We start from the raw sequence: 23160 nt of genomic DNA on the forward strand, positions 1-23160 counted from the left end.
TCACTCCTTACAGCTAGTTCAAAATCTTTCGGATATTGGCCGCAAAAGCTGCGATCTGTTCTTCCGAATCGCCCTCGATGATTTCCCTCTTCCGATCAGCCTGATCAGGGGCAAGGATGGAGAGCACTGTGCTGGCGGGGGCAGAACTATAACCAGCATCTGCCAGCGAAATTTCCTCCACAGGCTTTTTGCTGGCTGCCAGAATGGCCTTCATGCTCGGGATCTTGGGCACGTTGATGTCGGTGGTGACGGAAAGAACCGCAGGCAAGGGCACTTCGACGATTTCCACTTCGTCCTCCAGATCACGTTCTACCCGTGCAGTGGAACCGTTGATCGTGATTTTGCCCACGCTGTTGATTGTGGGCACGCCCAAAAGCTCGCCCAAAAGCAGGCCGGTCTGCTGCGCGTAAAGGTCGGCCGAACCTTCGCCGCACAAAATGAGGTCAAAACCCAATTTTTTTGCGGCTCCAGCCATGATTTTTGCGGTTTCACCGGGCAGGATTCCGGCAAGGGCCTCGTCGCCCACAACGGCAAGGCTGTCTGCCCCACGGGACAAAATATCCTTGCGAACCTTGGTGTTGCTCGTGCTTACCTTTGCGCCCACAGTCAGGGCAGTTACTGTGCTGCCCTCCTGGGTAGCCGCCAGTTCCACGCCGGCTTCCAGGGCATTCAGGTCATAAAGGCTGATCTTCAAACCGGCGGTGTCCAGTTTGAGGGTTTTATCGTTATTTACGGATATGTCCTGTTCTTCAGGAACAATCTTGCAGCAGGAAATGATTTTCATAGTTCTCCTCGCGTCTTATTAGTGTAATATTGAGATGCTATGTATTTTTGTGGACAAGCTACGAGACAAATACAGTGTGTATTCGCTAAATTCCGTATTCTCTGGCCTCCCTACACTTGTTCAGAACAATGGTCAGGCCAGTCCCCAGACCACCAAGTAAAATGATAAAGATGGTCATTGGCGCATATGAACCACTGGTGCCGTGTAGCACCCCCGCCACATAGGGCCCCAGAAATGACGCCACAATGAGCACCATATTGACCATGCTGAAATTTACCGGATAGTTGGCTTCACCATAAAAAGAGCGGATAAAAACGGCATTCATGGGCAGCACCCCACCAAAGCTCAGACCGATCAGCACAAAACCAGTTACGGCAAGTCTGATATCGCCAATTCGCAAGGCGTACAGCAGGATGCCCCCTGCAATGCAAAATCCCGCGCCCACAAGCAGCATGACGCGCGCACGCCCGATCTTGTCGTACAGGCCGCCAACGATCACGCGCCCAAACCCGTTGCAGACGGAAACAATCCCTGCCAGCAGAGCTGCCTCATCCGCACCGATGGCCATGCCCGCCATAAAGGGCACGGAATGGGCGATGAGCATGAGCCCGGCGGCGGAAAGCAGGCTCGACCATGCAAAAAATATCCAGAAGCTTGGCCGCTGCAGCATGAGCGATGCCGTGATGTTCTCCCGCCTCTGCCCCCTGCAGGCTGCGGAATTTTCAGAGTAGACCTGCCCGGCTCTGGGAGGGGCCATAACCGTTGAGCACAACAGAATCACAACCGGAAACGCCACGCCGATGGCAAAAAATGTCAGACGCCAGCCGATGTCTTTGACCAGCAGACTGCCCGATGCCCCTAGAACCATGCCGCCAAAGCCGAAGGCCATCATCAAAAGCCCCGAGATAAAGCCTGTACGGTCAGGGAACCAGCGCAAAACCGTGCTCAAAACCGCGTTGTAGGCCAGGCCGACGCCAAGGCCCACCAACAGTCCGTAGGTCATGTACAGCTCGGTCAGCGACGTTACGCGCGAGGCAAGGCTAAACCCTGCGCCCATGGCCAAAGCGCATCCCCACAGGGCAACACGCGAAGAAAATTTTTTTTGCAAAAAACCGGAAATCAGCCCGCCCACACAGAACATTGACATACATATGGAAAATGCCATTGATGTTTGAGAGCGTTGCCAGCCAAATTCTTTTTCCATTGGCCCGGCAAAAACAGACCACGCATACACCACGCCAAGGAGAAGAAGCGTAAGCATTCCTGAAAGTGCTATAAAATTGCGCTTTTGCATCAGAGTGCTCGCTTTTCTTGCAATACGTTATTCATAATCAGCTCCAACCCATCTTCTGTTAGTATTTGTCTGCCCGGTAATTCTGTATTTTTTGATGGAGCCGACATGTACGCCATGTACGATGCATTTTGTGTTGCCGGATTTGTTACGCGTATCCGGCCCTGGTGCGGTTGATGCGGCCACAAATGGCGGCCTACGCATTTACCGGCGGTCCCGGCCCACTGCCGGGACCGCCGGGCGCATGGCATCCTACCCGAGAACGTGCTTCGCAATGACGATCCGCTGAATCTCGCTCGTACCTTCAAATATTTCGGTGAGCTTGGCTTCGCGGAACAGCCGTTCCACAGGGTAAGATTTGGTGTAGCCCATGCCGCCGTGCAGCTGGACGGCGTGGTGGGTCACAAACATGGCAGTTTCAGCGCAGAACAGTTTGGCCATGGCCGACTCTTTACTGAACTTTTCGCCAGCATCCTTCATGGCCGCGGCGCGGTACACCAGCATACGGGCGCAGTCCACGCGGGTGGCCATATCGGCTATCATCCACTGGACGCCCTGATTGGCGGCAATGGGTTTGCCAAACTGGATGCGTTCCTTGGTATACTTGACGGTGGCGTCCAGAGCGCTTTGGGCCAGCCCAAGGGAGATGGCGGCGCAGCTCATGCGACCGCTGTCCAGCGTTTCCATGGCTATCTTGAAGCCCTGGCCTTCCTTGCCCAGCATATTGGAGGCGGGGATGACGCAGTCGCAAAAATCGACGGCGCAGGTTTCCGACCCGTTCATGCCCATCTTTTCTTCTGGTTGACCGATGGTGATACCCGGAGTGCCCTTTTCAACCAAAAAGGCTGTGATGCCTTTGACTCCTTGGCTTTTGTCGGTCATGGCCAGCACGATAAACACGGACCCGGCGGGCGCGGCCGTAATCCACAGCTTGGAGCCGTTAATCACATAGGTATCGCCCTGGCGCACGGCCGTGGTCTGCTGACTGGCGGCGTCGCAGCCCGCCCCAGGCTCTGAAAGACAAAAGCAGCCGAGCTTGTCGCCATTGATCATGCCTGGGATCAGGCGCTCCTTGATTTCGTCGTTGGCGTATTTGAGCAGAATAGGCGTGGTCAGCGAGCACTGCGAGCCTATAATCATTGCGTGGGCGGCACTGACTTTGGCGATTTCCTCAGTTGCCAGCACATAGCTGACGGCGTCGGCGTTACTGGCGCCGTATTTTTCGGGCAGACAGAAACCAAACAGCCCAAGATCGGCCATGGGTTTGATGCTCTCGGAAGGAAACCGGTGGTTTCTGTCGATCTCGGCGGCAATTGGGGCCACATGCTGTTCAACAAATTCCTTGACCATGCTTTTGATCAGGGATTGTTCCTCGGTAAGTGAAAAATCCATACGAGCTCCTCTTTTTCAGACATTTATGCAGATGATCCGCCGGTAACGGCATGCAGCCGCCCATCTCGCCGCATGGCAGGCACTAAGGTTTTTCATGCGCACCGTTGCGCTTTGCATAGCCACGTATCTTCATGGGGCCAAAAAGCAGCAGCGGTATAACGGTGAGCACCAGACCGAACAGGCCCATGTAGGCAAAGCCCTTGGCCACAATAGTCACCAGCCCAAGCTGAGAGACTGCGAACGCATAAAGAAGCGTAATAATTGCGATTATGCAATTTCTTGCACGCAATGATGGTATTTTTCCCTCAGGCAGCAGCTTCCAGACCTTGGAGTTTTCAAAACGGCGCACCGAGGCAAACACAAAGGCGAACGCTGTGGAGATAAAGGCGAAAAACATGGCGATGGTGTAGAACGTACGCAGCAGGTTTTGATCAAGATGCTCAACGATGTAGAGCACCGGAATCGGAATTTTTTCGCTAAGTACTTCAGGGTAGTAGCCAAGCAGCATAAAGCACACCAGAGCCAGGCACGTGCCGTTGATCAGCACCCCGGTTATGGCGGCCTTTGCGCACTGCGCACGGCTCTGCAGAGGCTCGGCCACTGAAACAAAAGGCGCGATAAAGGTCTGGAACGAGCAATAAATCAGGGTCATCCACAGAGCGTGGGTCCAGCTGAAATCGGCCGGGGCGATCTGGTTATGAATGTTGGCGATGATCACGTCCCATTTGGTGTTGATGCCAACCGCCACCACCGCACCCAAAAAGAACAGAAGGGCAACGGTCTTGATGCCTGCCAGGCGACGTACCAGCTCAGCGCCAAACACAGAGCACAGGAACACAATGGTGGTCATGATCATGGTGCCCAAAAAATACGGGGTGCCAAACGAGTGCTCCAGAATGGACGAACCACCGGCTATGGCCGCAGCCGGGGGCATGCACAAAAAGATGATGAATACAGCATCCTGAAGATTGGCAAAAATTTTGTCGAAGGGGTAATAAAAGCGGTCAACCCATGACCGCAGGTCGTAGGATTTGCTGACCCGCGCAAACTCCCACATCATAAAAACGCAGCAGCCCTGAATGCTCATGGCAAGGAAAGGAAGGAACACGCATGTCCAGCCACTGGTGAGAAAATACCTCACCTCTTGCTGCCCGGAGGCAAAACCGCCGCCGGAGTGCATGGCAAACCAGAAGGTTGAACACAACAACCAAGCAGGAATGAATTTTTTGGTCATACTCAGGCCCATTTTTTCAAAGGGTTGAGAACCGCCCCCGACACAGCACTGGCAAGCAGTGCGCCTCAAGCGCCGCCCGTTTTTATAAAACCGCCACACATCAAGGTTCCCGCGCCAGAACCGCTCCGGCGCGGGAACACCGGTCAGGCCGAAATCACGTCCGCAAAAGTCTGCAACGCGGTACGCGCCTGTTCAAAGCTGCGCATCTGCTGGTCAACCTCAACACTCACCATGGGAATACCAGCCGCATCCAGGGCCTTTTTCACCATGGGGAAGTCAAATTCCTCGGGGTCGCAAAACTTGGTCATCAAAAAGACAACGCCCTGCGCGCCATGCTTTTTGACCATGTCCACAATCATGGGACCGCGCTTTTTGTCGGGGTCGTACAGTACAGAGCAGCCCTCCATGTCGGAGATCTGTCTGGCCAGGGCATTGAAGGGATCGGCATCCGCCGGAACATCGGTGCGGTACTGGCGCGACTCTTGCGCCACTTCGTCCGCAACCACGGCAAACCGGTTGTCGGCCAGAACCTGCAGCAAGGCCTGGCTATCGGCCAGAATGCCTGTTGTGACGACCTTGTGCCCGTCCCAGTCCTTCATGGGCTGCTGGCGGCACAGTTCAATGATTTGCCTGACAGTGGCGGTGTGCTCACCCTTGTCCATAAAACCGCCGCTCTTGATGACGGCATTGCGCTGCGCGGGCGAAATCAAATGGGGGTACAGCGCCGCCACATCAGAAAATTCACGCAGGGCAGCGCGCTGGGCGTTGCAGATATCAATGGCTTTTTGCAGTGAAGCCGCGTCCACCTTATGCCCCGAAATGGCCGACAGTTTTTCGGCGATGGTCACGTACTGCTTGCGCATAAACTCGACGCCTGCGGGCAGTTTGCGGTTTTGAGGATGGATAACGGGAATGAATGGGACGTTTTTGACGCCCACCTTCCAGTTTTGCCCAAGACACTTGAGCGTGTCGCAGAGCACGGGAATCATGGCGCCCGAGAGCTTGTCGAGCTTGCCGTTCAGGCCCATCTCAAGACAGGTCTGGGCAATGCCGCAGTAAAAGGAAGGAAAATATTTTTTGGCGCTGGAAATTTCCATTTCTGCGCCCCAGACAGCAAAAGGCGTCATACCGGCGGCGATCACCAACTCAGCTGGCGAGTATACCGGGAAACACCCAATGGCCTTTTTGCCCTGCGCCACGATTGCGTTCAGTTGCGCAGCCGGATTGGCCGCCACATCAGACAGTTTCTGAAGGGTATCGTTGAGCGTGCTCATTATGCTTTCGCCTCCTTATTGGCAGCCATCACTTCGCACAAAGCTTCAATGCGGGTCTGGTACTGAGCTTCTGAGAAGACGCGGGGGTCAGCCTGGTCGCCATCAAAGGTAACGGTGGGGATATGCAGCGTGTCGCGTATGCGGCGCTCCACTTCGGGCATGATGCCACTCCAGAGCTTGCAGCTTCTGTTGGTATGAATGATGGCACCGTCGATTTTGTTTTCGCGACCCACGTTGATGCGCATGTCGGCGGCACGCTCGACAGACACGCAGTTGGGCACGTACGAGTAGGCGCGCATCATTTCGGCGGTGTTGTTGTAAAGAACGCCAAAGGCTGTGGCGTACACCGTTGCTGTGACGTTGATGCCGTGCTCTTTGAGGGGAGCCGATGTGGCACGCAGGTACGGCCAACAGGCGATGCCTTCAAACAGCACGCGATATTTCTGTTCGCCCTTGTAGGTGGAGGCGCCGGTTTTGACGGCGGCCTCGTATTCGTCAGCAAGCTGCTCAAAGGCCTCGGCAGCCTCAACGGTACCGCGAGCGCATACCGCGACGGCCATGTGGTTGAACAGGTCAAAGCCATTAAGGGGTGATGGCACGTATCTGGTGAACTCGGCGGCGCGCAACCAGGCCTTGGCCGTACGCTGCGAGACAGCCATTACTTCCTTGAAGCGCTCTTCAGAGAACGGCTTTCCGGTAATTTCAGAAAGCTGCTGCATGGCATGGTCAAACTGCGCCTTGATGTACTCCACAGAGGCGTCGTCGGTTTCGTAATCATTCTTGAACGGAATATCGATGAGGATCATGGGGATATTGCGTTCTTTGGCGATATTTTCGTACCACTTTATCATGCAGTTGCAGATATTGTTGCAGCACAGGACAAAGTCCGGCTGGGGCATATCCATTTCTTCGCAGCTGCCAATGTCTAGAAAGGCCAGACTGGTGCGCGCATAGGCGCAGATGTCGTTGGAATACCCCAGGCCCTCGGCATGCTCACACATGCGCAAACCGCCACCTTTGGCCGCAATGGCTGCCGCCTGGTTTTCTGGATAGACAACCTTGATGCCGAGGGTCTGCGGAATTTCCTGCGGGAAATTCGAGGCGCACCACCCCACCATCTCACCACGTTTCTTGGCCTCCCAGGCCTCTTCGTAAGCTTTTGCGGCAATGTCGCGCAGTCGTATTTTTGCCGGCACCGGTTCGCCAACATTCTGTTCACTCATGGGATGTCTCCTTGAGCTAAGATTTTTTGGAACAGCTGTCGTACGCGTACAGGGCAGCCCCCAAAGCTCCGCACAGCACGGAGAGGGGCGACACCTGGATTGGCGTATTCAGTTCTTCCGAAAGGATGCGCACAACTTCAGAGTCAGTAGCCACGCCACCGGTCATGGCGACCAGGGGCGTGACGCCAACCCGTTTCACTAATCCTGCGGTTTTGCTTGCGATCGAATGATGGATTCCATCAATAATGTCAGGAATTGATACTCCGCTTGCGAGATGCGAAATGACTTCAGATTCTGCAAATACGGTGCATGTTGAGCTTATTTTGACATATTTAGTCGCTTTTTTTCCAAGTGATGCCATTTCAGACAACTTGACTTCGAGCACTCTGGACATAACATCGAGGAATCTTCCCGTGCCTGCAGCGCATTTGTCATTCATAACAAAGTTTTCAAGCATACCTTGTTCTGAAATATGCATGGCTTTTACGTCCTGGCCACCTATATCTATAAGCGTACGTACTCCAGAAAACAGACGCACGGCCCCACGGGCATGGCAGCTCAGTTCGCTCATCTCTTTGTCCGCCTCTTTGACCGAGTTGCGACCATAGCCAGTGGCACAGACAAAGGAGATGTCGCCAGAGCTTTTACCGCAGGCCGCCAGAGCTTCGCCCATGGCCCTGCCGGGGCCGCTGGTACCCGCGCCTACGGGGACCACCGCCTTGGAGACGATGGCTTCACCGTTCTGCAGAATGATGCATTTGGAAGCGGAAGAACCGATGTCTACGCCCATTGTCAAAATAGAATTCATGCACAAAACCTCACTTCACCTTATTTCCAGGCGCAAACTTCCTTATTGGCGATCATTTCGTCGACCTGCTCCTTGGTGTAGCCAAGGCTGCCAAGAATCTTGTAGTTATCGCCGCCCACAAGGGGAGCCTGCTTGTATTCCGGGAGGCCCATTTCTTCAAAATCTATGGGGATACGCACGAGAGTACGGTTGTTACCGTTGGGGTATTGCATCTTGTAGAAGGTCTCGATTGCCCATGCCTGCTTGTCTTCGAGGATTTCTTCCCAGGTCTGCGCAATAGAGAAAGGAATATCGTGGGCGGTGAATATCTCGGCCCATTCCTTGACGGTTTTGGTCTGGAAGGCTTCCCACAAAATGTCGTACAACTCGGGTGAACGCTTGTGCTTGGCCACGACTTCCATCTTGGTGTAGCGCTCGTCTTCAGCCAGATCTTCACGCCCTATGCACTTCATGAAGGTGGGGTAATAGGCATCATAGACGGGCATACATATCTGGATGAACCGGTCATCCTTGGTCTTGTAGGCCACAATGAAAGGACTGATGGTTTCGCGGCGGTCGATGGGGTATACTTGGCCGTAGTCGGAATACTGCGCACCCTGGATCATGATGCCCTGGGTATAGATGGCTGTGTGCAGCAGGTTGGTGGAGACTTTTTCCCCTTTGCCGGTGCGCTGGGCGTTGATGTAGGCGGCAAGAATGCCTGCGGCCAGCATCATACCGCACTGATGATCGCCCAGACCGGGAACCACATTCATGGGCACCGTACCCTTTTGGTACAGGGTGCCCAGCATTCCGCCTCGCGCAAAAAAGGCAGTGTAGTCAAAACCGGGCAGATCTTTGTCCGGACCTTTCTCGCCGTAACCGGTGGCATTGGCGTAGACAAGCTTGGGGAAAACAGTTTTGAGGTCGGCGTATGAGAGCTTGGCGCGTTCGAGCGCCTGAGGACGCCAATTGGTTACAAAGATGTCGGCCTTCTCCAGAAGTTGAAAGAGAATTTTCCTGCCGCCGGGCGTCTTCATATCCAGGCCTAGGCTCAGCTTGTTGGCATTTTCAAGATCAAAGGTGGTATTTTCGTTATGGTCGAGAGGGCGCCCCTCGGTGGGAGCGGTCCAGCGCAAGTTATCACCCTTGGCTCCTTCGATCTTGATGACCTCCGCGCCCATATCGGCCAGCATGCGCGTAGCGGAAGGAACGGCAATAAAGGTTGCCAGCTCCACAATTTTGACCCCTTCCAGCAGTTTTCTCTCAGACATTGATTTTCTCCTTAATTGCGTTGGCTACAGAAAAGACAATTTACTATTACCTTAAATGCACTATTGCTAAGCACATTCAGCACTAAGTCTATCTTTTAAATATTGAATATTAATCTTTCCATTATCGTTTAATGGCATTTCATCAATAATCATAAACTTACTTGGAATCTTATAATGAGCAATTTTACCATATAATTCATTTTTTAAATCACTTTCTGTTATTGAATGTCCTGCACAAGGAATAACTACTGCAACAACTTCTTCTCCAAGATCTTTTGAAAATACGCCAAATACTTTTACCTGATACACGTATGGAATTTTTTTCAATGCACATTCTATTTCTATTGGACTTATATTTTCACCTCCACGCACAATAATATCTTTAATTCTATATGAATAATGCCAATCACCATGTATATCTACAAATCCAGCATCGCCAGTATGGTACCAGCAGGTATCATCCATAACCGTTGATACCTGCCCATGCAGCCCTAGATACCCCCTCATCACATGAAATCCACGGGTCCACAGCTCGCCGATTTCACCGGGCAGCAGTTCATCACCGGTATCTGGATCGACGACCTTCATTTCCACACCGGGCAAGGGCACACCGATAGTGGTGCACTTCAGCTCTATATCCGCATCTGGGAATGTTTGAGTGCAACAAGGTGAGGTTTCCGTTTGACCATAGGCAATGGAAAGACCATCCATGCCAAGCCTGTTTACTATGGCAGCCACAAGCGCTTCACTGCATTGTGAACCTGCAATGATGCCTTTTTTGAGAACCAGATTATTTGATTCTCCCACAGATACTGCTTCCAATAATCTTCCAAACATTGTTGGAACGCCGTGCAGAACAGTACATTTATACTCTTCACAATATTTTATGACGTCAGAGACCCTGTATCGTTCAAGTATTACCAGCGGAACACCGCAAGCAATGCTGCCAATAAGACACGTCGAAAGACCAAAACAGTGAAATAGCGGTACCGCCATGCAGCACAAATCTCTTGCGGCATCCAGCCCGAGACGCTGGATGGAGAAAAAAGCATTATTGACCAAGTTGTCGTGCGTGAGCATTACGCCCTTGGGGCGGCAGGTACTGCCAGAGGTAAACAGGATGCTCGCAACATGGTGCGGCTGGACGGTTGCGCGGATGCTGGCATAAAAATCGGCGGAAAGGCTTACGCCGAGCTCAGCCAGGTCAGCAGCCCGCACGGAGGAGGCAATGGCACTGCCGCCGAGGTTGACCGAAAACTTGAGCGTTGATGGTTCTGTGGCGTCTGCACAATCTACAAACAGCTCATTGACCACTGTCGCGTAATCCACATCGCGGTAGCCGTCCGCATAGCAGATGCAAGCGCATCGGGTGCGGAGGACAATGTCTGCAATCTCCGGCCGGGTCAGATGAATACTGACCGGCACAAACACCGCGCCAATCTTGATAGCTGCAAGGCCACAGACAATCAGCGAGACCGAATTGCACGACCACCCCACAACGGTATCGCCTGCACGCAGCCCTTTGACCCACAACCCCTTGGCATAGGCATCGGTCAACGCGTCAAGCTCCCTCCAGGACAACCGCTCGCCGGTGCTCGCCTGAATTAGGGCGTCAGTTTCCGGCCAAATTTCAGCGGCATAGCTGAGAAAGTCGCCAATGGTTAAAGCAAAAGGCCTCATACTTACCCCTTGATCAAATTCAGCATTCATAAATCGCGGCAGACCACGAACCGATAAAAAGCATTCATTTAAAATACATATTGTCGACAATGAAAATTCAATATCTACGAAAAAAATATTATCTCTACCCACTGACATTAAAATAGATAAAAAATAATCAAATATTATTATAAATAAATATGAAATATATAAAAGTAAAAAAATAAATAATTTCTAAAAACAATTTAATATTACATATGTCCTACTACAACTTACCATAATAACACCAATTGCAAAATAAAATTCAAATATTAACTTGACAAATATTTTTTTATTAAAGTTATTTTATCATTTATTTTTCAAAATAAATTAATTTTAAATCACTACAGCAAGCATATACATTGATGTCGACAATGAAAATTCATTCTCTGTCTCAAAGTCAATAAATAATTTGGCATTTCGTAAATGAAATTTTTCCCTTACATGAAAACTTAATTAAACAAGAATATTATAAACTATTTCTGACCACACACCCATAACGACTACTTGCCACCCTGACTGCTACCTCGTGTTTTTTCGACTAGCCCCCTTTTAATTTGCTGTCAACAAGCCAATTTTAAAAAATTTAAAATTGTCGACAATTGCGATTTTTTTTGCACATCTTATTCTATACCCCTATTTGAGATAAAAATCACAAATAAGCCATAAAAAACTCATATTCTAATTTTTTTTGGTTAAAATACATTTAAAAAACATTGTATATTTGTTTTTAAAAAAAAATTGTCACGTGTGAACGATGTTACTATTGCAATTAGTTCTATTTTAAATTGTATACAATGCAATAAATTAATTTTTACATTATGTGTTTTACATTTACTGCGGACATTTTTTTAAAAATTAGCATTTTTTTAAAAAAATATTATTTCTTTACTTTTTAAAAACACGATGAGAATTCTCATTTTATCAGAGCATGAAAAAGTTCGTTCCTCAAACGTACTGAAACTGTTTTTGAGGCTGAGAAAACAACTGGTGAGGTGGGAGATGGCTCAAGCTATCGACGCAGTTCATGCTCCAAGCAAAATCCGATGGCTTTTGCTTGGAATCGTCTTCATGTCATGCCTTATTGCGTATCTGGACCGGGTTAACCTCTCGGTCTGCGCTACGTTCATCATGGAGGATATGAAATTTGACCGAGTTCAGCTCGGGTATGCAATGTCGGCTTTTTTTGCCGCCTATGCCCTGACCCAAATTCCTGGCGGCATTTTGGCCGAACGGTGGGGTATACGGAAAAATGGCGCATTCGCAATGTTTTGGTGGTCGTTGTTTACATTTTTGACCCCCCACGCATGGGGTTTTGCAAGCTTTGTTGTAGTGCGGTTTCTCTTTGGCCTTGGCGAAGGCCCGCTGTACCCAAACAACGGCTTCTTCTTTGCCAAGTGGTTCAGTTCCAAAGAAAAAGCCATTGCAAACTCGTGGATGAGTGCAGGCACACTGCTTGGACCCGCCCTGGGCCCGCCGCTGACAGTATTTTTGGTAACGCACACCAGTTGGCACTGGGCCTTCTATGTATTTGGCCTTGCAGGTTTTATCGCCACGGCGCTGTGGTGGATCTACGCTAGAGACACCCCAGCCGAGCACCCAAAAATCAATGATGCGGAACTGCTGCTCATTACTGAACAGACCAACATTCAGGATGCAGTTTCCGAGGCAACCAAAAAAATCAAAACCCCCTGGGGCAAGTTTCTTAAAAACCATCGGTTCTGGGCCATAGGCTTTCAGTATATGGCCAACAACTACATAACCTTCTTGTTTATGTCGTGGGTGCCGCTGTATCTGCAGCAATCACGGGGCGTGAGCTTTACGCAGATGGGCGCACTTGCCGGTTTGCCGTTTTTGGCGGCGGCAATCAGCACGGTTCTCACCTCCATACTGAGTGACAAACTTGTGCGGATGGGCAAATCCAAGATGCTTACCCGCTCTGCCTTTGGCTTTTTTGGCATGAGCGGCTGCGCTGTGTTTCTCTACTTTGCAACCCAGGTCGACACCGTTGCCCAAAACATCATTCTGCTTTCCTTAAGCTACGGGTTCCTTGGCTTTAACCTTACCGCAGCTTGGGCTGCCTGCCAGGACATTGGCGGAAAGTACGGCGGCACGGTCGCTACCTGGATGAACTTTTGGGGAACCATTGCCGGCGTGGCTGCTCCGGTTTTGACCGCTCTTTTTGTTGATTGGGTTGGCTGGGAAAATGCCTTCGTCATCAGCACCGCTATCGTCGGTTCTGGTGCACTGACCTGGCTGGTTATCAATCCTGACAAAAAGCTGGTCGAAGATTAGAAAAACCGAGCCGGGCAGGCCATTTATGACCTGCCCGGCTTTAAAACACTACGCTAGAAGGATGACCGCATATGCAGTTCAATTTTCCTCCGATCGACATCCCTGTTGAGGGTCTCGACAAGGTTAAACTCCCCCAAATGTATTCCATTACACAGCGGTACGATGACCAGCGCGTTGTGGACATTTCGGGACAGCTTGCGGCGCAGCTTGAATCGCAGATCGGCAACAAGGAAGCATTCAAGGGAAAAAGCATCGCTCTTACCGTGGGCAGCAGGGGCATACCCCACCTTGACGTCATGGCCAAAACCATCTGCGACCGGCTTAAAGCATGGGGGGCTGCACCATTTATAGTGCCCTCCATGGGCAGTCACGGCGGCGCGACGGCAGAGGGACAGATAGAGATGCTGGCCGGATACAACATCACAGAGCAGAGCATTGGGGTTCCGATCAAATCATGCATGGATGTAGTGCAGTATGATTCGCTTGAAGACGGCACGCCGCTTTACTGCGACAGAAATGCCTGGGGTGCGGACGGCATTGTTGTGTTCAACAAGGTCAAGCCCCACACCGATTTTCGCGGCACACACGAAAGCGGACTGGCCAAGATGATCGCCATCGGGCTGGCAAAACACAAGGGCGCGTCCATGTTCCATATGAAGGGCTTTGCCTGTTTCCCCGATGTGCTGCCTGCCATTGCCGAAAAGTTCATCAAAAACGGCCCACAACTCATGTTTGGCGTGGGAGTTGTGCAAAATGCCTACGACGAGGTTTGCAATATCGATGTGTGCCCCAAAGAGGGCATCATCAAGATGGATGCCGACCTGCTGGTAGTCGCCAAAGGCAAGATGCCGCGCTTCAAGTTTCAGGAATGTGACGTGCTTGTCATTGACGAAATAGGCAAAAATATCAGCGGTAACGGACACGATCCCAACATCGTGGGACGCAACAACTCCGGCGACTTTCTCGAGGTATTCACGCTCAAGCGCCTGGTCATCCTTGGCATTACGCCAGAATCACACCACAACGCCGCTGGCATCAACCTTGCCGATATCACCACCCGCAGGTTGCTCAACGAAGTAGATTGGCGGGCCACATGGATCAACGTGCTCACCGCCAACCGGCCCAACGGCGGCAAAATTCCGGTCTATGCCGAAACCGACCGCGATGCCGTAATCATGGCCATTCGCACCGGAGACAATGTTAATTTTGAGCACCCGAGGGTCGCCCATATCAAGAATACTCTCTGTATGACAAGAATCGACGTTTCGGAAGCCATTTACAACGAAATCAAGGACAGGGACGACGTAAGCTTGATCAGCGGCCCCTTTGAGCTTGATTTCAATACCGAGGGCCGCCTCACACCGATTGAAGAAGCCTGACCAGCTGGCGTGGCAACCAGCATGGGGCACCCGCCGGTGCTGTGCGCAGATCGCACTGGTGTTTCGAAAAATGCATGACAGCCGCGCTGCAATGCTTTGCTTACAATTTGCCGCTCATCTTTACCCGTTAGCTTTCGGGCTATCCCTACCGCCTCCGGCAACGGGTAAGGATGACGGCATATAATTTTCCAGTCGCACTGTACTCCCGAAAGATACGGCAAAATTTCAATTCTTCTGTCACAGTTCAGCAAACATGCTTGCAAAATACAGACTATGAAACAAATATAATTTTACCATATTTATTATTTTTATACTTAAAAATACTTTTTAATTCTGTTTTTTTGAAAATTTTATTGTCATATTACCTGCATTCAGCATTTATTTTAAAAGTATTTTTTCCAAAAAAATTCAAGTTAATACACAATGCATCGCATTTAACCTTAAATACAATATTTTAAAGAATACTGATCAAAAATACGTATGCCACAAGGAGCCTGCAGAAATGAAAGGAAGCGTCAGAATGAAGCTATTGGTGCCTTCCATTGCCATGCTGGTTTTATGCATGGGGGTATCAAGCTATTTTTCTTCCCAAAAATCCGCACACGAGGCATCGCAGGTGCTGGTTGGAACGGCCCGTCTTGCAGCGCAGGACGTTAGCAAGAATCTTGATGATATGCTGTCATTTGTGTGCAACGTGCTGGCACTCGAAAGCGGCAACGAGAGACTTGACGGGCTGCTGACCGACCAGGGGCCGTCTGAGAGTGAATTTAACGATGCGGTCAAGCTGCTCAAAAAACTTGTTGCAACCAGCAACCTTATCTCCGCAGCCCGCGTCTACAACACGCAGGGCAAATGCATCGTAAGCGATACGGGGATAACCAATATAGATGTCAAGGACAGGGATTACTTTAAAAAAGTCATGACCGGTCAAACTAACATAAGCAACCCGCTTATAAACCGCGCCAACAATCTGCCGGTATGCGTCATATCAACGCCGATCCTCCGCGACGGTAAAATCACCGGTGCCCTGATTGTGGGCATAGACCTTTCACCATTTACCGAAAACATGATTGCGCCCACTAAAATAGGCGAGAAAGGTTATGTGTATCTTGTGGACGGCAACGGCATAACGGTAAGCCACCCAGATGCAGCGCAGATCATGAACCTCGACATCTCCCACTTTGAATGGGGCCGCAAAATGCTTTCCACAGGCAATGGCAGCATTTCGTACGCCTTTGAGGGGCATGGAAAAACAGCCGTTTATGCCAAAGTCAAATCAACTGGCTGGATTGTAAGCGCCATTGTCAGCGAAGACGACACCACGGCTGTTGCCAGGGTCATATGGACCTCGAGCATGGTTTTGAGTGGCGTAGGTGTAGGCCTTGTGTGTTTGATTCTCATTTTTATTGTCAATCCCATCCTGGCCGCTCTGCAAAAATGCGTCGCCTTTGCCGAGGCGGTCACCATGGGCGACCTTGGCAACCAGCTTGAAATCAATCGCAAGGACGAGCTTGGCAAGCTTGGCAACGCCCTGTCCATCATGGTTGAAAAGCTTAAAGAAATGGTGACCACCGCCGAAGTCAAAACGACGGAAGCCGAACAGCAGACTCGCAAGGCCAATATAGCCATGGAACAGGCGGAATCCGCCCGTCGCCAGGCGGAAGAAGCCAAGCGCGAGGGCATGCTTGCCGCTGCAGGGCAACTTGAAGAAGTGGTATCGATCATTTCATCAGCATCAACACAGCTTTCGGCACAAATCGAGCAATCAGACCAGACCACGCGAGAGTCGGCCCAGTGCCTTTCTGAGGCCGCCGACGCCATGAACCAGATGACCGCCGCTGTGCACGATGTGGCCGCCAGCGCATCGAGTGCGTCAAGCATGTCTGAAAAAACCAAGGCCAATGCCGAGGATGGGGCAAACATCGTGCGGGAATCCCTGCAGAGCATTGCCAGGGTCAACGATGTTTCCATGGAACTGAAAAAAGACATGACCCAGCTCAACGAGCACGCTCAGGCCATCAACCGCATAATGGGCGTTATTTCAGACATTGCAGATCAGACAAACCTGCTGGCGCTTAATGCGGCCATTGAAGCAGCCCGTGCGGGCGACGCCGGGCGTGGTTTTGCCGTTGTGGCTGATGAAGTTCGCAAGCTGGCGGAAAAAACCATGACCTCAACGCAGGATGTGGGCAACGCCATTACTGCCATTCAGAGCAGCACGACAAAAAGCGTCTCTGGCATGGACAACGCCTTGCTGCAGGTTGAAACGGCCACAGACTGCGCGGGCAAATCCAGAGAAGCGCTGCAGCTGATCGTCAGCGACGTAGAATCCACAGCCGGACAGGTACGGGCCATAGCTGTGGCCTGCGAGGAACAGTCGGCAGCCAGCGAGGCAATCAACAATTCCATCGAGCACGTCAATAGCATGTCAGAGCAGACAGCCCGGGCCATGAATGAATCCGCACGCGCCGTGGCCGACCTTGCCCAACAGGCCCAAAAACTGAGCGCTCTAATCAATGAAATGAAAAACGGTTAAGCGCCAGCAACCATCAGCATAAAAAATGCCAGCAATGCAAGGTTGCGTTGCTGGCATTTTTAGGGGATACCATGAACATACTCTATTATGATTGTTTTTCCGGCATCAGCGGCGACATGAACATGGCAGCCATGATTGATCTGGGCGTCGACCCGCAATACCTGAAGGCAGAGCTGGACAAGCTTGGCCTGGGCGCAGAATTCGAACTGAAGGTCTCTGTCTGCGCCTGCGGCGGCATTAAAGGCACGCAGGTACATGTTTGTCAGGGCAGCGAGCCGCACCACACGCAGGAGCACGTTGTCGCTAACTCCGCACATCATGGGCACCCCCACGCCCATCGCAGAAACCTTGCTGCCATCGAAACCATTATCATGTCCAGCGGCCTGCAGCCGGAAGTAAAGCAGACAAGCCTGCGCATCTTTGGCCTTATAGCGCAGGCAGAGGCCAAGGTTCACGGCAAGCCCGTCAGCGAGGTGCACTTTCACGAGGTAGGCGCAACAGATTCCATTGTGGATATCGTGGGCGCGGCTGTCTGTTTTCACGCTCTGCGTGTGGACGCAGTTTGGGCCTCACCCCTCGAGCTGGGCAGCGGTTTTATCCAATGCGCCCATGGCACCATGCCTGTACCGGCTCCGGCAACGGCAGAGATTCTCCACGGGTTGCCCACAACCAGGGGCGGAACAGACCACGAGGCGACAACCCCAACGGGCGCGGCGATTATAGCGGCGCTGGCCAACCGTTTTACTTCAACACCAGCCATGTCCACCTGCAAGACTGGTTATGGCATAGGGCATCGCCCATCCAGCCGCCCCAACATGTTGCGGGTGCACATTGCAAGCGACGACTGCCCTTCCCATCTGTAGCGCAATGCCCAGGTAAGACAAATGACAACCGACACATTGCAAGACATGCTGGCAGCCGTTAAAAACGGCGAACTCTCCGTCGCCGAGGGCATGAATGCTCTGCGGGATTTACCCTTTCGGGATTTGGGGCATACAAAGTTCGATTTTCACCGCGCGCTGCGGAACGGATTTCCCGAGGTGGTGTACGGCGAGGGCAAAACGCCGGAACAGGTGGCCGAACTATTTTGCCTGTCGGGAGCGCAAGGCAACATCCTTGCCACGCGCGTTTCGCCCGAAATGGCCAGTCATGTCCAATCCTCATGCCCAGATGCTGAGTATAGCCATCTGGGGCGCACCCTGACATTGGCCCGACACCCCCGGGTTTGGAAGCAGGGCGAGGTAGCCATTGTCACGGCTGGCACATCCGACCTGCCCGTTGCGGAAGAGGCGCGCGTTACCTGCGACATATTGGGATGCAAGGCCCGCATAATTTCCGATGTCGGCGTCGCGGGCATTCACCGCCTGTTAACGTGCCTGCCCGAGATCCGCTCTGCACGGGTTGTCATTGTAGTTGCGGGTATGGAGGGAGCTCTGGCAAGTGTTGTGGGCGGCCTGATACCACAGCCGGTTATTGCAGTTCCTACATCTGTGGGGTACGGAGCCTCCTTTGCGGGACTTTCAGCCCTGCTTGGCATGCTCACCTCCTGCGCAAGCGGCGTAACCGTGGTGAACATAGACAATGGCTTTGGAGCCGCCTGCGCCGCCTGCAGAATAGCCAGTGCGTAACAAGGCAAAAACACTTGCAATAAACGGCAACAGTCTTGCCGCCCCTTTGTCTTGCGGGCTGGCCGGGCAGATATCAGGCACCAGCCCACTGCAAATTTTTTCAGCAACAGCATGCCATATGGTAGTGCCGTATTTGAGGTCAACGACCGGGGAAAAAACAGTCTTTCCTCCGGCCATCGCATCAATCAACAACTCCCGCGACCTCAACGGAAACAAGCTCCCAGCGACATCACGGCAACACTTAAGCCCATTGGTGCTGCGTCTGTTCTTAAGGGTCGCCAGAACTCGCCGCTTGTCTGCCGCTTTTCTGCACTCAATGCCTAGATGCAACCTCAGGCACATTAGTTGAAATTGAACGTTTAGAGCCTCCCAGAGCAGCGGCGTTAATGCGTGGGCATAAGTTCGGATACCAACCATGCGCTCCACACAATGCACTGTTTAAACAATTATAGTTAACCGCGGGTATCAACTCTTGTGCACACTCTTGCCCTGCCCGCGACTCCGATTCGAAGAAGAGCAACGGGGCCACCCGCATTCGATTTGGCGTAGTCATATCAAGCTCACGGGAGGCTTGGCGTATCATTAAAAATGGGGAGAGAATTTTGAGGGATATGCACAAAACAGAAAAAGCCCTTACGGTGATTAACCGTAAGGGCTATATTTCTTATGGTGCGCCCGAAGAGATTCGAACTCCTGACCTACAGGTTCGTAGCCTGTTGCTCTATCCAGCTGAGCTACGAGCGCGTTCAACGAAGAGGAACTTAACTCAAGTCGCAGTCACCGTCAAGCTTTTTTTCAAAATATTTTTTGAAAAGCCTGCGAACTTGTTTAAAAATTTAACTTGCAACTTCCCGTAAAGGAATGTGCTGCCTCTCGGGCAAGCACGCCTCAAACCGACAGAAAAAAACTATTAAGCGCTGATGCCGTTAACGGCATGAGCCAGACGCGAAATTTTGCGAGCGGCTTTTTTCCAGTGCAGGGCGCCCTTACCGGCAGCCTTGGCAAGCACGGAAGCGGCAGCGGACAGGGCTTCGCTGGCCTGACCCTGTTCGTTGTTCTGGATGGCGGCGCGAACCTGCTTGATGGCATTCTTCACGCGGGTACGGGCGGCGCGATTGCGGCCTGCCCGCTGCAAGCTCTGCTTGTGACGCTTGAGGGCTGACTTATGGTTGGCCACTTTGAATCCTCCACATATGTTGGGCTTGCCCGCGCAAGCCATGAAATCAGAAATCGGCGCGTTGTCGCGGAGATGGGTAATTACCACTGGCTCGGGTAGCTGTCAAGCAATCGGGCCATTTTCTCAAATATTTTTCTAAATCTGGTTGCGAGGCGCACAACAGCGCGCCCCGCGCCCCTTCTAATTACACAACCAAACTACATCTGCAAGGCCGAAAAATCGGCCAGGCGCGCAAACCGTGCCCCAAGGCCGTGCAACATGCTCAGCCTGTTGCGACGCAGGTCGGCTTCGTCGCACATGACCATTACGCCCGCAAAAAAGGCATCCACAGCTGGCCGCACGTCGCTCAGGCAGGCCAGCGCGGCTGCATGGTCGTGGGCAGCCCACAAGGCATCAAGGCGGGGCAGCATTTCTTCCAGCGTGCTGGCAAGAGCTTTTTCCGCGTCTTCACGCAGCAGGGAGGGATCCCAATGGTCAGAAAGATCTTCGGCCTGCCCCTGCTTGCGCAGAATATTGGCAACGCGCTTGAAGGTCTGCACCGCTGCCTCGTAATCCTTGGCCTGACTGAAAGCCGCCAGAGCTGCAAGGCGTGCACCGCAGTCCTTCACGTCTTCAGCGCCAGCACCAAGGGCGGCGTCCACCAGCAGGGTGTCCTGGCCCTGGCTCATGAAGTAGTTGCGCAGACGCGCGGCAAAAAATTCCATGAGCTTGTCCAGAGCCTCATGCGGGGCCAGCTTCCACTGGCGGTCGCCGTACAGCTGCTGCGCCATGGCAAAGAACTGCCGCACGTCGATGGTAAGGCCAAAATCAAGCATGATGCGAATGATGCCCAGAGCGCAGCGACGCAGACCATTGGGGTCGGCAGCACCGGTGGGAATCATGCCCAGGCCGAAGCAGCCCGCAAGGGTATCTGCCTTGTCAGCCATGGAAAGCAACGCACCAGCCAGCGATTTGGGCAGCGGAGAATCCGGCCCGGCGGGCAGATACTGTTCGCCCAGGGCATCAGCCACGGCAGAGCTCTCGCCCTTGCGGCCAGCGTAGATACCGCCCATGATGCCCTGCAGGGTATCAAACTCGCCCACCAGCCCGCTCACAAGATCAGCCTTGGAAAGGCGACCGGCACGCGCTGCATCATCGGCAAGCTTGGGGGCGCAGCTGTCAGCCAGCCAGCGGCACAGGGCCTCGAGGCGACGGGTTTTGTCGCCCATGCTGCCAAGACCACCGATAAAGATGACCGTATCAAGCTTTTGCAGCCAATGGTCGAAAGTCTCGCGCAGGTCGGCCTGCCAGAAGAAGCGGGCATCTTCAAGGCGGGCGCGCAGCACGCGTTCCCAGCCGCGCTTGACCACGCCCATGTCTTCGGGCGTGATGTTGAGCACAGTAAGAAAATGCGGCAGCAGATCGCCGTTGGGCGCTTCAATGCCAAAGCTCTTCTGGTGGCTCTCCATGCTGGTGAGCAGCACTTCGCGCGGAACCTCAAGATAGGCAGGATCAAAATCGGCCAGCAGCGGCACCGGATGTTCCGCAAGCCCCTGCACTTCGTCCAGCAGGCTGTCTTTCCACAGCACCTTACCGCCAGCAGTGGCAGCCTGGGCGTTGCCGCCATCAATAATAACGCTGCGGCGTTGCGCCGGGTCGATGGTGATGGCGCAGGGTCCGGCGAGGGTTGCCAGAAAATCGTTGGCATGAGCCACCGCAAATGGGCCAGCACCGTGAATACGGTGCCCGCAGGTTTCGCGCCCGGAGGTCATGGGACCCACCGTAAAGGGAACTACGGCATCGTCGAGCAGAGCCAGAATCCAGCGCAGCGGACGTGCATAAGCCATGGTGTGAGCGCCCCAGCGCATGCGCTTCTGGAACGAAAGAGCCGTGATGACCGCAGGGCAGATTTCTGTCAGCAGGTCAGCCGCAGCCGCTCCGCCGGTGCGTTTGCGCACGGCCACGTATTCGCCCTTGTCCGTTTCTACGCGAAACACGTCTTCAAGCGTGCAGGCATTGGTGCGCACAAAGCCTTCGAGGGCCTTGGTGGGCTTGCCTTCGGCATCATAGGCCACGCGCACGGGTGGGCCGGAAACCACTTCTTCCCTCTCCACCTGCACGGGGTTGAGATCTTCAATAATAACAACGGCGCGGCGCGGCGTGCTCATGACGCGCACAGCGCCATGTTCAAGCCCGGCCTCACCCAGAGCGCCGTTAAAACGAGAGGAAAGCTCGTTTTCTTCCGGGGCCAAAAAACGGGAAGGCAACTCTTCGCTGCCGATTTCAAGCACAAAGGTCGCCACGGCTTACCTCACATCCTTTTTGAGCATGGGATAGCCCAGTTCTTCACGCTGGGCCGCATACAGTCGCGCCACACCGGCCGCCAGGGCACGCACCCTGCCGATATAGCCGGTGCGCTCGGTGATGGAGATGGCTCCGCGGGCGTCCAGAAGATTGAAGGTATGAGAGCACTTGAGGCAGTAATCGTACGCGGGCCAAGGCAGCCCCTGCTCAAGCAGGGCCTTGCACTGTCCTTCAAAATCGCTGAAATGCCGCAGCAGCATTTCGGGATTGCTGGCCTCAAAGTTGTGGCGCGACTGCTCCACTTCATTCTGATGATAGATGTGGCCGTAGGTGACGTTTTTATTCCAGGCCAGATCGTACACAGATTCCACACCCTGCAGATACATGGTGAGGCGCTCGAGGCCGTAGGTCAGCTCCACGCTGATGGGCGAAAGGTCAATGCCGCCCACCTGCTGGAAATAGGTAAACTGGCTCACTTCCATACCGTTGAGCCACACTTCCCAGCCAAGACCCCAGGCACCCAGAGTGGGCGATTCCCAGTCGTCTTCAACAAAGCGGATGTCGTGCTGCGCAGGGTTGATGCCCAGCGCGTTGAGGCTTTGCAGATACAGATCCTGCACGTTGTCCGGCGAGGGCTTCATGATCACCTGAAACTGGAAATACCGTTGCAGGCGGTTGGGATTTTCGCCGTAGCGGCCATCGGTAGGACGGCGCGAGGGCTCCACATAGGCCACGCTCCACGGTTCCGGCCCAATAACCCTCAAAAACGTGTTGGGGTTGAACGTACCGGCCCCACATTCCACACCCGAAGGCTGTTCAATAACGCAACCCTGGTTGGCCCAGTAGTTCTGCAAAGTTAATATGACATCCTGAAAATACATGCGCTGTCCTTTGTTCGTAGCCTT

The 23160-nt window shown here is 52.9% G+C and carries 17 protein-coding genes and 1 tRNA gene; 5 read left to right on the forward strand and 13 right to left on the reverse strand.

Annotation, left to right across the window (positions count from 1 at the left end):
- Nucleotides 1–13 precede the first annotated feature (13 nt).
- From fixA to F8N36_RS01480, 9 genes are all read right to left on the reverse strand, one after another.
- Nucleotides 14–784, reverse strand: a complete 771-nt coding sequence (gene fixA / locus F8N36_RS01440; RefSeq protein WP_291330971.1) for a putative electron transfer flavoprotein FixA — start codon at nt 782–784, stop codon at nt 14–16.
- Between the two features lie 85 nt (nt 785–869).
- Nucleotides 870–2078, reverse strand: a complete 1209-nt coding sequence (locus F8N36_RS01445; RefSeq protein WP_366247021.1) for an MFS transporter — start codon at nt 2076–2078, stop codon at nt 870–872.
- Nucleotides 2079–2327: 249 nt separating this feature from the next.
- Nucleotides 2328–3467 carry an acyl-CoA dehydrogenase family protein gene (locus F8N36_RS01450; RefSeq protein WP_291330973.1) on the reverse strand — a complete coding sequence of 380 codons (1140 nt, stop codon included), beginning with the start codon at nt 3465–3467 and terminating at the stop codon, nt 2328–2330.
- Between the two features lie 82 nt (nt 3468–3549).
- On the reverse strand, nt 3550–4701 hold the full coding sequence (locus F8N36_RS01455; RefSeq protein ID WP_291330974.1) for a hypothetical protein: 1152 nt from the start codon (nt 4699–4701) through the stop codon (nt 3550–3552).
- Nucleotides 4702–4844: 143 nt separating this feature from the next.
- Nucleotides 4845–5975 carry a 2-hydroxyacyl-CoA dehydratase family protein gene (locus F8N36_RS01460; RefSeq protein ID WP_291330975.1) on the reverse strand — a complete coding sequence of 377 codons (1131 nt, stop codon included), beginning with the start codon at nt 5973–5975 and terminating at the stop codon, nt 4845–4847.
- A complete protein-coding gene (locus F8N36_RS01465) occupies nt 5975–7198 on the reverse strand; it encodes a 2-hydroxyacyl-CoA dehydratase (RefSeq protein ID WP_291330976.1) in 1224 nt (407 codons plus the stop codon). Before F8N36_RS01465 ends, F8N36_RS01460 begins: the two co-directional genes overlap by 1 nt.
- Nucleotides 7199–7214: 16 nt before the next feature.
- Complete coding sequence (locus tag F8N36_RS01470) at nt 7215–8006, reverse strand: acyl-CoA dehydratase activase (protein ID WP_291330977.1); 792 nt, start codon at nt 8004–8006, stop codon at nt 7215–7217.
- Nucleotides 8007–8026: 20 nt separating this feature from the next.
- A complete protein-coding gene (locus F8N36_RS01475) occupies nt 8027–9259 on the reverse strand; it encodes a CoA transferase (protein ID WP_291330978.1) in 1233 nt (410 codons plus the stop codon).
- 66 nt (nt 9260–9325) lie between these two features.
- Nucleotides 9326–11077 (reverse strand): AMP-binding protein, encoded by a 1752-nt coding sequence (locus F8N36_RS01480; protein WP_291330979.1) that lies wholly within the window; start codon nt 11075–11077, stop codon nt 9326–9328.
- A gap of 786 nt (nt 11078–11863) precedes the next feature.
- Here F8N36_RS01480 and F8N36_RS01485 point away from each other — a divergent pair.
- The 5 genes from F8N36_RS01485 to larB all read left to right on the forward strand — a co-directional run bounded on the left by F8N36_RS01485 (nt 11864) and on the right by larB (nt 18795).
- Complete coding sequence (locus F8N36_RS01485; RefSeq protein ID WP_291330980.1) at nt 11864–13252, forward strand: MFS transporter; 1389 nt, start codon at nt 11864–11866, stop codon at nt 13250–13252.
- Between the two features lie 71 nt (nt 13253–13323).
- Nucleotides 13324–14631, forward strand: a complete 1308-nt coding sequence (locus F8N36_RS01490; RefSeq protein ID WP_291330981.1) for a lactate racemase domain-containing protein — start codon at nt 13324–13326, stop codon at nt 14629–14631.
- Between the two features lie 520 nt (nt 14632–15151).
- Nucleotides 15152–17167, forward strand: coding sequence for a methyl-accepting chemotaxis protein (locus tag F8N36_RS01495; RefSeq protein WP_291330982.1), 2016 nt, complete (start codon nt 15152–15154; stop codon nt 17165–17167).
- A 71-nt stretch (nt 17168–17238) separates the two neighbouring features.
- Nucleotides 17239–18030 carry a LarC family nickel insertion protein gene (locus F8N36_RS01500; protein ID WP_366247022.1) on the forward strand — a complete coding sequence of 264 codons (792 nt, stop codon included), beginning with the start codon at nt 17239–17241 and terminating at the stop codon, nt 18028–18030.
- 21 nt (nt 18031–18051) lie between these two features.
- Nucleotides 18052–18795, forward strand: coding sequence for a nickel pincer cofactor biosynthesis protein LarB (gene larB, locus F8N36_RS01505; RefSeq protein WP_291330983.1), 744 nt, complete (start codon nt 18052–18054; stop codon nt 18793–18795).
- 667 nt (nt 18796–19462) lie between these two features.
- On the opposite strand, the gene F8N36_RS01510 is transcribed toward larB, so the two are convergent.
- From F8N36_RS01510 to glyQ, 4 genes are all read right to left on the reverse strand, one after another.
- Nucleotides 19463–19539: transfer RNA gene (locus tag F8N36_RS01510), tRNA-Arg, on the reverse strand.
- A 166-nt stretch (nt 19540–19705) separates the two neighbouring features.
- Nucleotides 19706–19972, reverse strand: coding sequence for a 30S ribosomal protein S20 (gene rpsT, locus F8N36_RS01515; RefSeq protein ID WP_291330984.1), 267 nt, complete (start codon nt 19970–19972; stop codon nt 19706–19708).
- Nucleotides 19973–20169: 197 nt separating this feature from the next.
- Nucleotides 20170–22254 (reverse strand): glycine--tRNA ligase subunit beta, encoded by a 2085-nt coding sequence (gene glyS, locus F8N36_RS01520; RefSeq protein WP_291330985.1) that lies wholly within the window; start codon nt 22252–22254, stop codon nt 20170–20172.
- A 3-nt stretch (nt 22255–22257) separates the two neighbouring features.
- Nucleotides 22258–23136, reverse strand: a complete 879-nt coding sequence (gene glyQ / locus F8N36_RS01525; protein WP_291330986.1) for a glycine--tRNA ligase subunit alpha — start codon at nt 23134–23136, stop codon at nt 22258–22260.
- Nucleotides 23137–23160 lie beyond the last annotated feature (24 nt).

This window comes from Desulfovibrio sp., from assembly GCF_009712225.1.
Lineage (GTDB): Bacteria > Desulfobacterota > Desulfovibrionia > Desulfovibrionales > Desulfovibrionaceae > Desulfovibrio.

Bases quoted from the DNA above. Each gene is read 5' to 3' on its own strand.
- F8N36_RS01495 (WP_291330982.1), top strand. From the start codon at position 15,152: ATGAAGCTATTGGTGCCTTCCATTGCCATGCTGGTTTTATGCATGGGG.
- larB (WP_291330983.1), top strand. From the start codon at position 18,052: ATGACAACCGACACATTGCAAGACATGCTGGCAGCCGTTAAAAACGGC.
- F8N36_RS01455 (WP_291330974.1), bottom strand. From the start codon at position 4,701: ATGACCAAAAAATTCATTCCTGCTTGGTTGTTGTGTTCAACCTTCTGG.
- F8N36_RS01475 (WP_291330978.1), bottom strand. From the start codon at position 9,259: ATGTCTGAGAGAAAACTGCTGGAAGGGGTCAAAATTGTGGAGCTGGCA.
- glyQ (WP_291330986.1), bottom strand. From the start codon at position 23,136: ATGTATTTTCAGGATGTCATATTAACTTTGCAGAACTACTGGGCCAAC.
- F8N36_RS01460 (WP_291330975.1), bottom strand. From the start codon at position 5,975: ATGAGCACGCTCAACGATACCCTTCAGAAACTGTCTGATGTGGCGGCC.
- F8N36_RS01480 (WP_291330979.1), bottom strand. From the start codon at position 11,077: ATGTCAGTGGGTAGAGATAATATTTTTTTCGTAGATATTGAATTTTCA.
- fixA (WP_291330971.1), bottom strand. From the start codon at position 784: ATGAAAATCATTTCCTGCTGCAAGATTGTTCCTGAAGAACAGGACATA.
- F8N36_RS01485 (WP_291330980.1), top strand. From the start codon at position 11,864: ATGAGAATTCTCATTTTATCAGAGCATGAAAAAGTTCGTTCCTCAAAC.
- F8N36_RS01500 (WP_366247022.1), top strand. From the start codon at position 17,239: ATGAACATACTCTATTATGATTGTTTTTCCGGCATCAGCGGCGACATG.
- F8N36_RS01490 (WP_291330981.1), top strand. From the start codon at position 13,324: ATGCAGTTCAATTTTCCTCCGATCGACATCCCTGTTGAGGGTCTCGAC.
- F8N36_RS01450 (WP_291330973.1), bottom strand. From the start codon at position 3,467: ATGGATTTTTCACTTACCGAGGAACAATCCCTGATCAAAAGCATGGTC.
- F8N36_RS01465 (WP_291330976.1), bottom strand. From the start codon at position 7,198: ATGAGTGAACAGAATGTTGGCGAACCGGTGCCGGCAAAAATACGACTG.
- F8N36_RS01470 (WP_291330977.1), bottom strand. From the start codon at position 8,006: ATGAATTCTATTTTGACAATGGGCGTAGACATCGGTTCTTCCGCTTCC.
- F8N36_RS01445 (WP_366247021.1), bottom strand. From the start codon at position 2,078: ATGCAAAAGCGCAATTTTATAGCACTTTCAGGAATGCTTACGCTTCTT.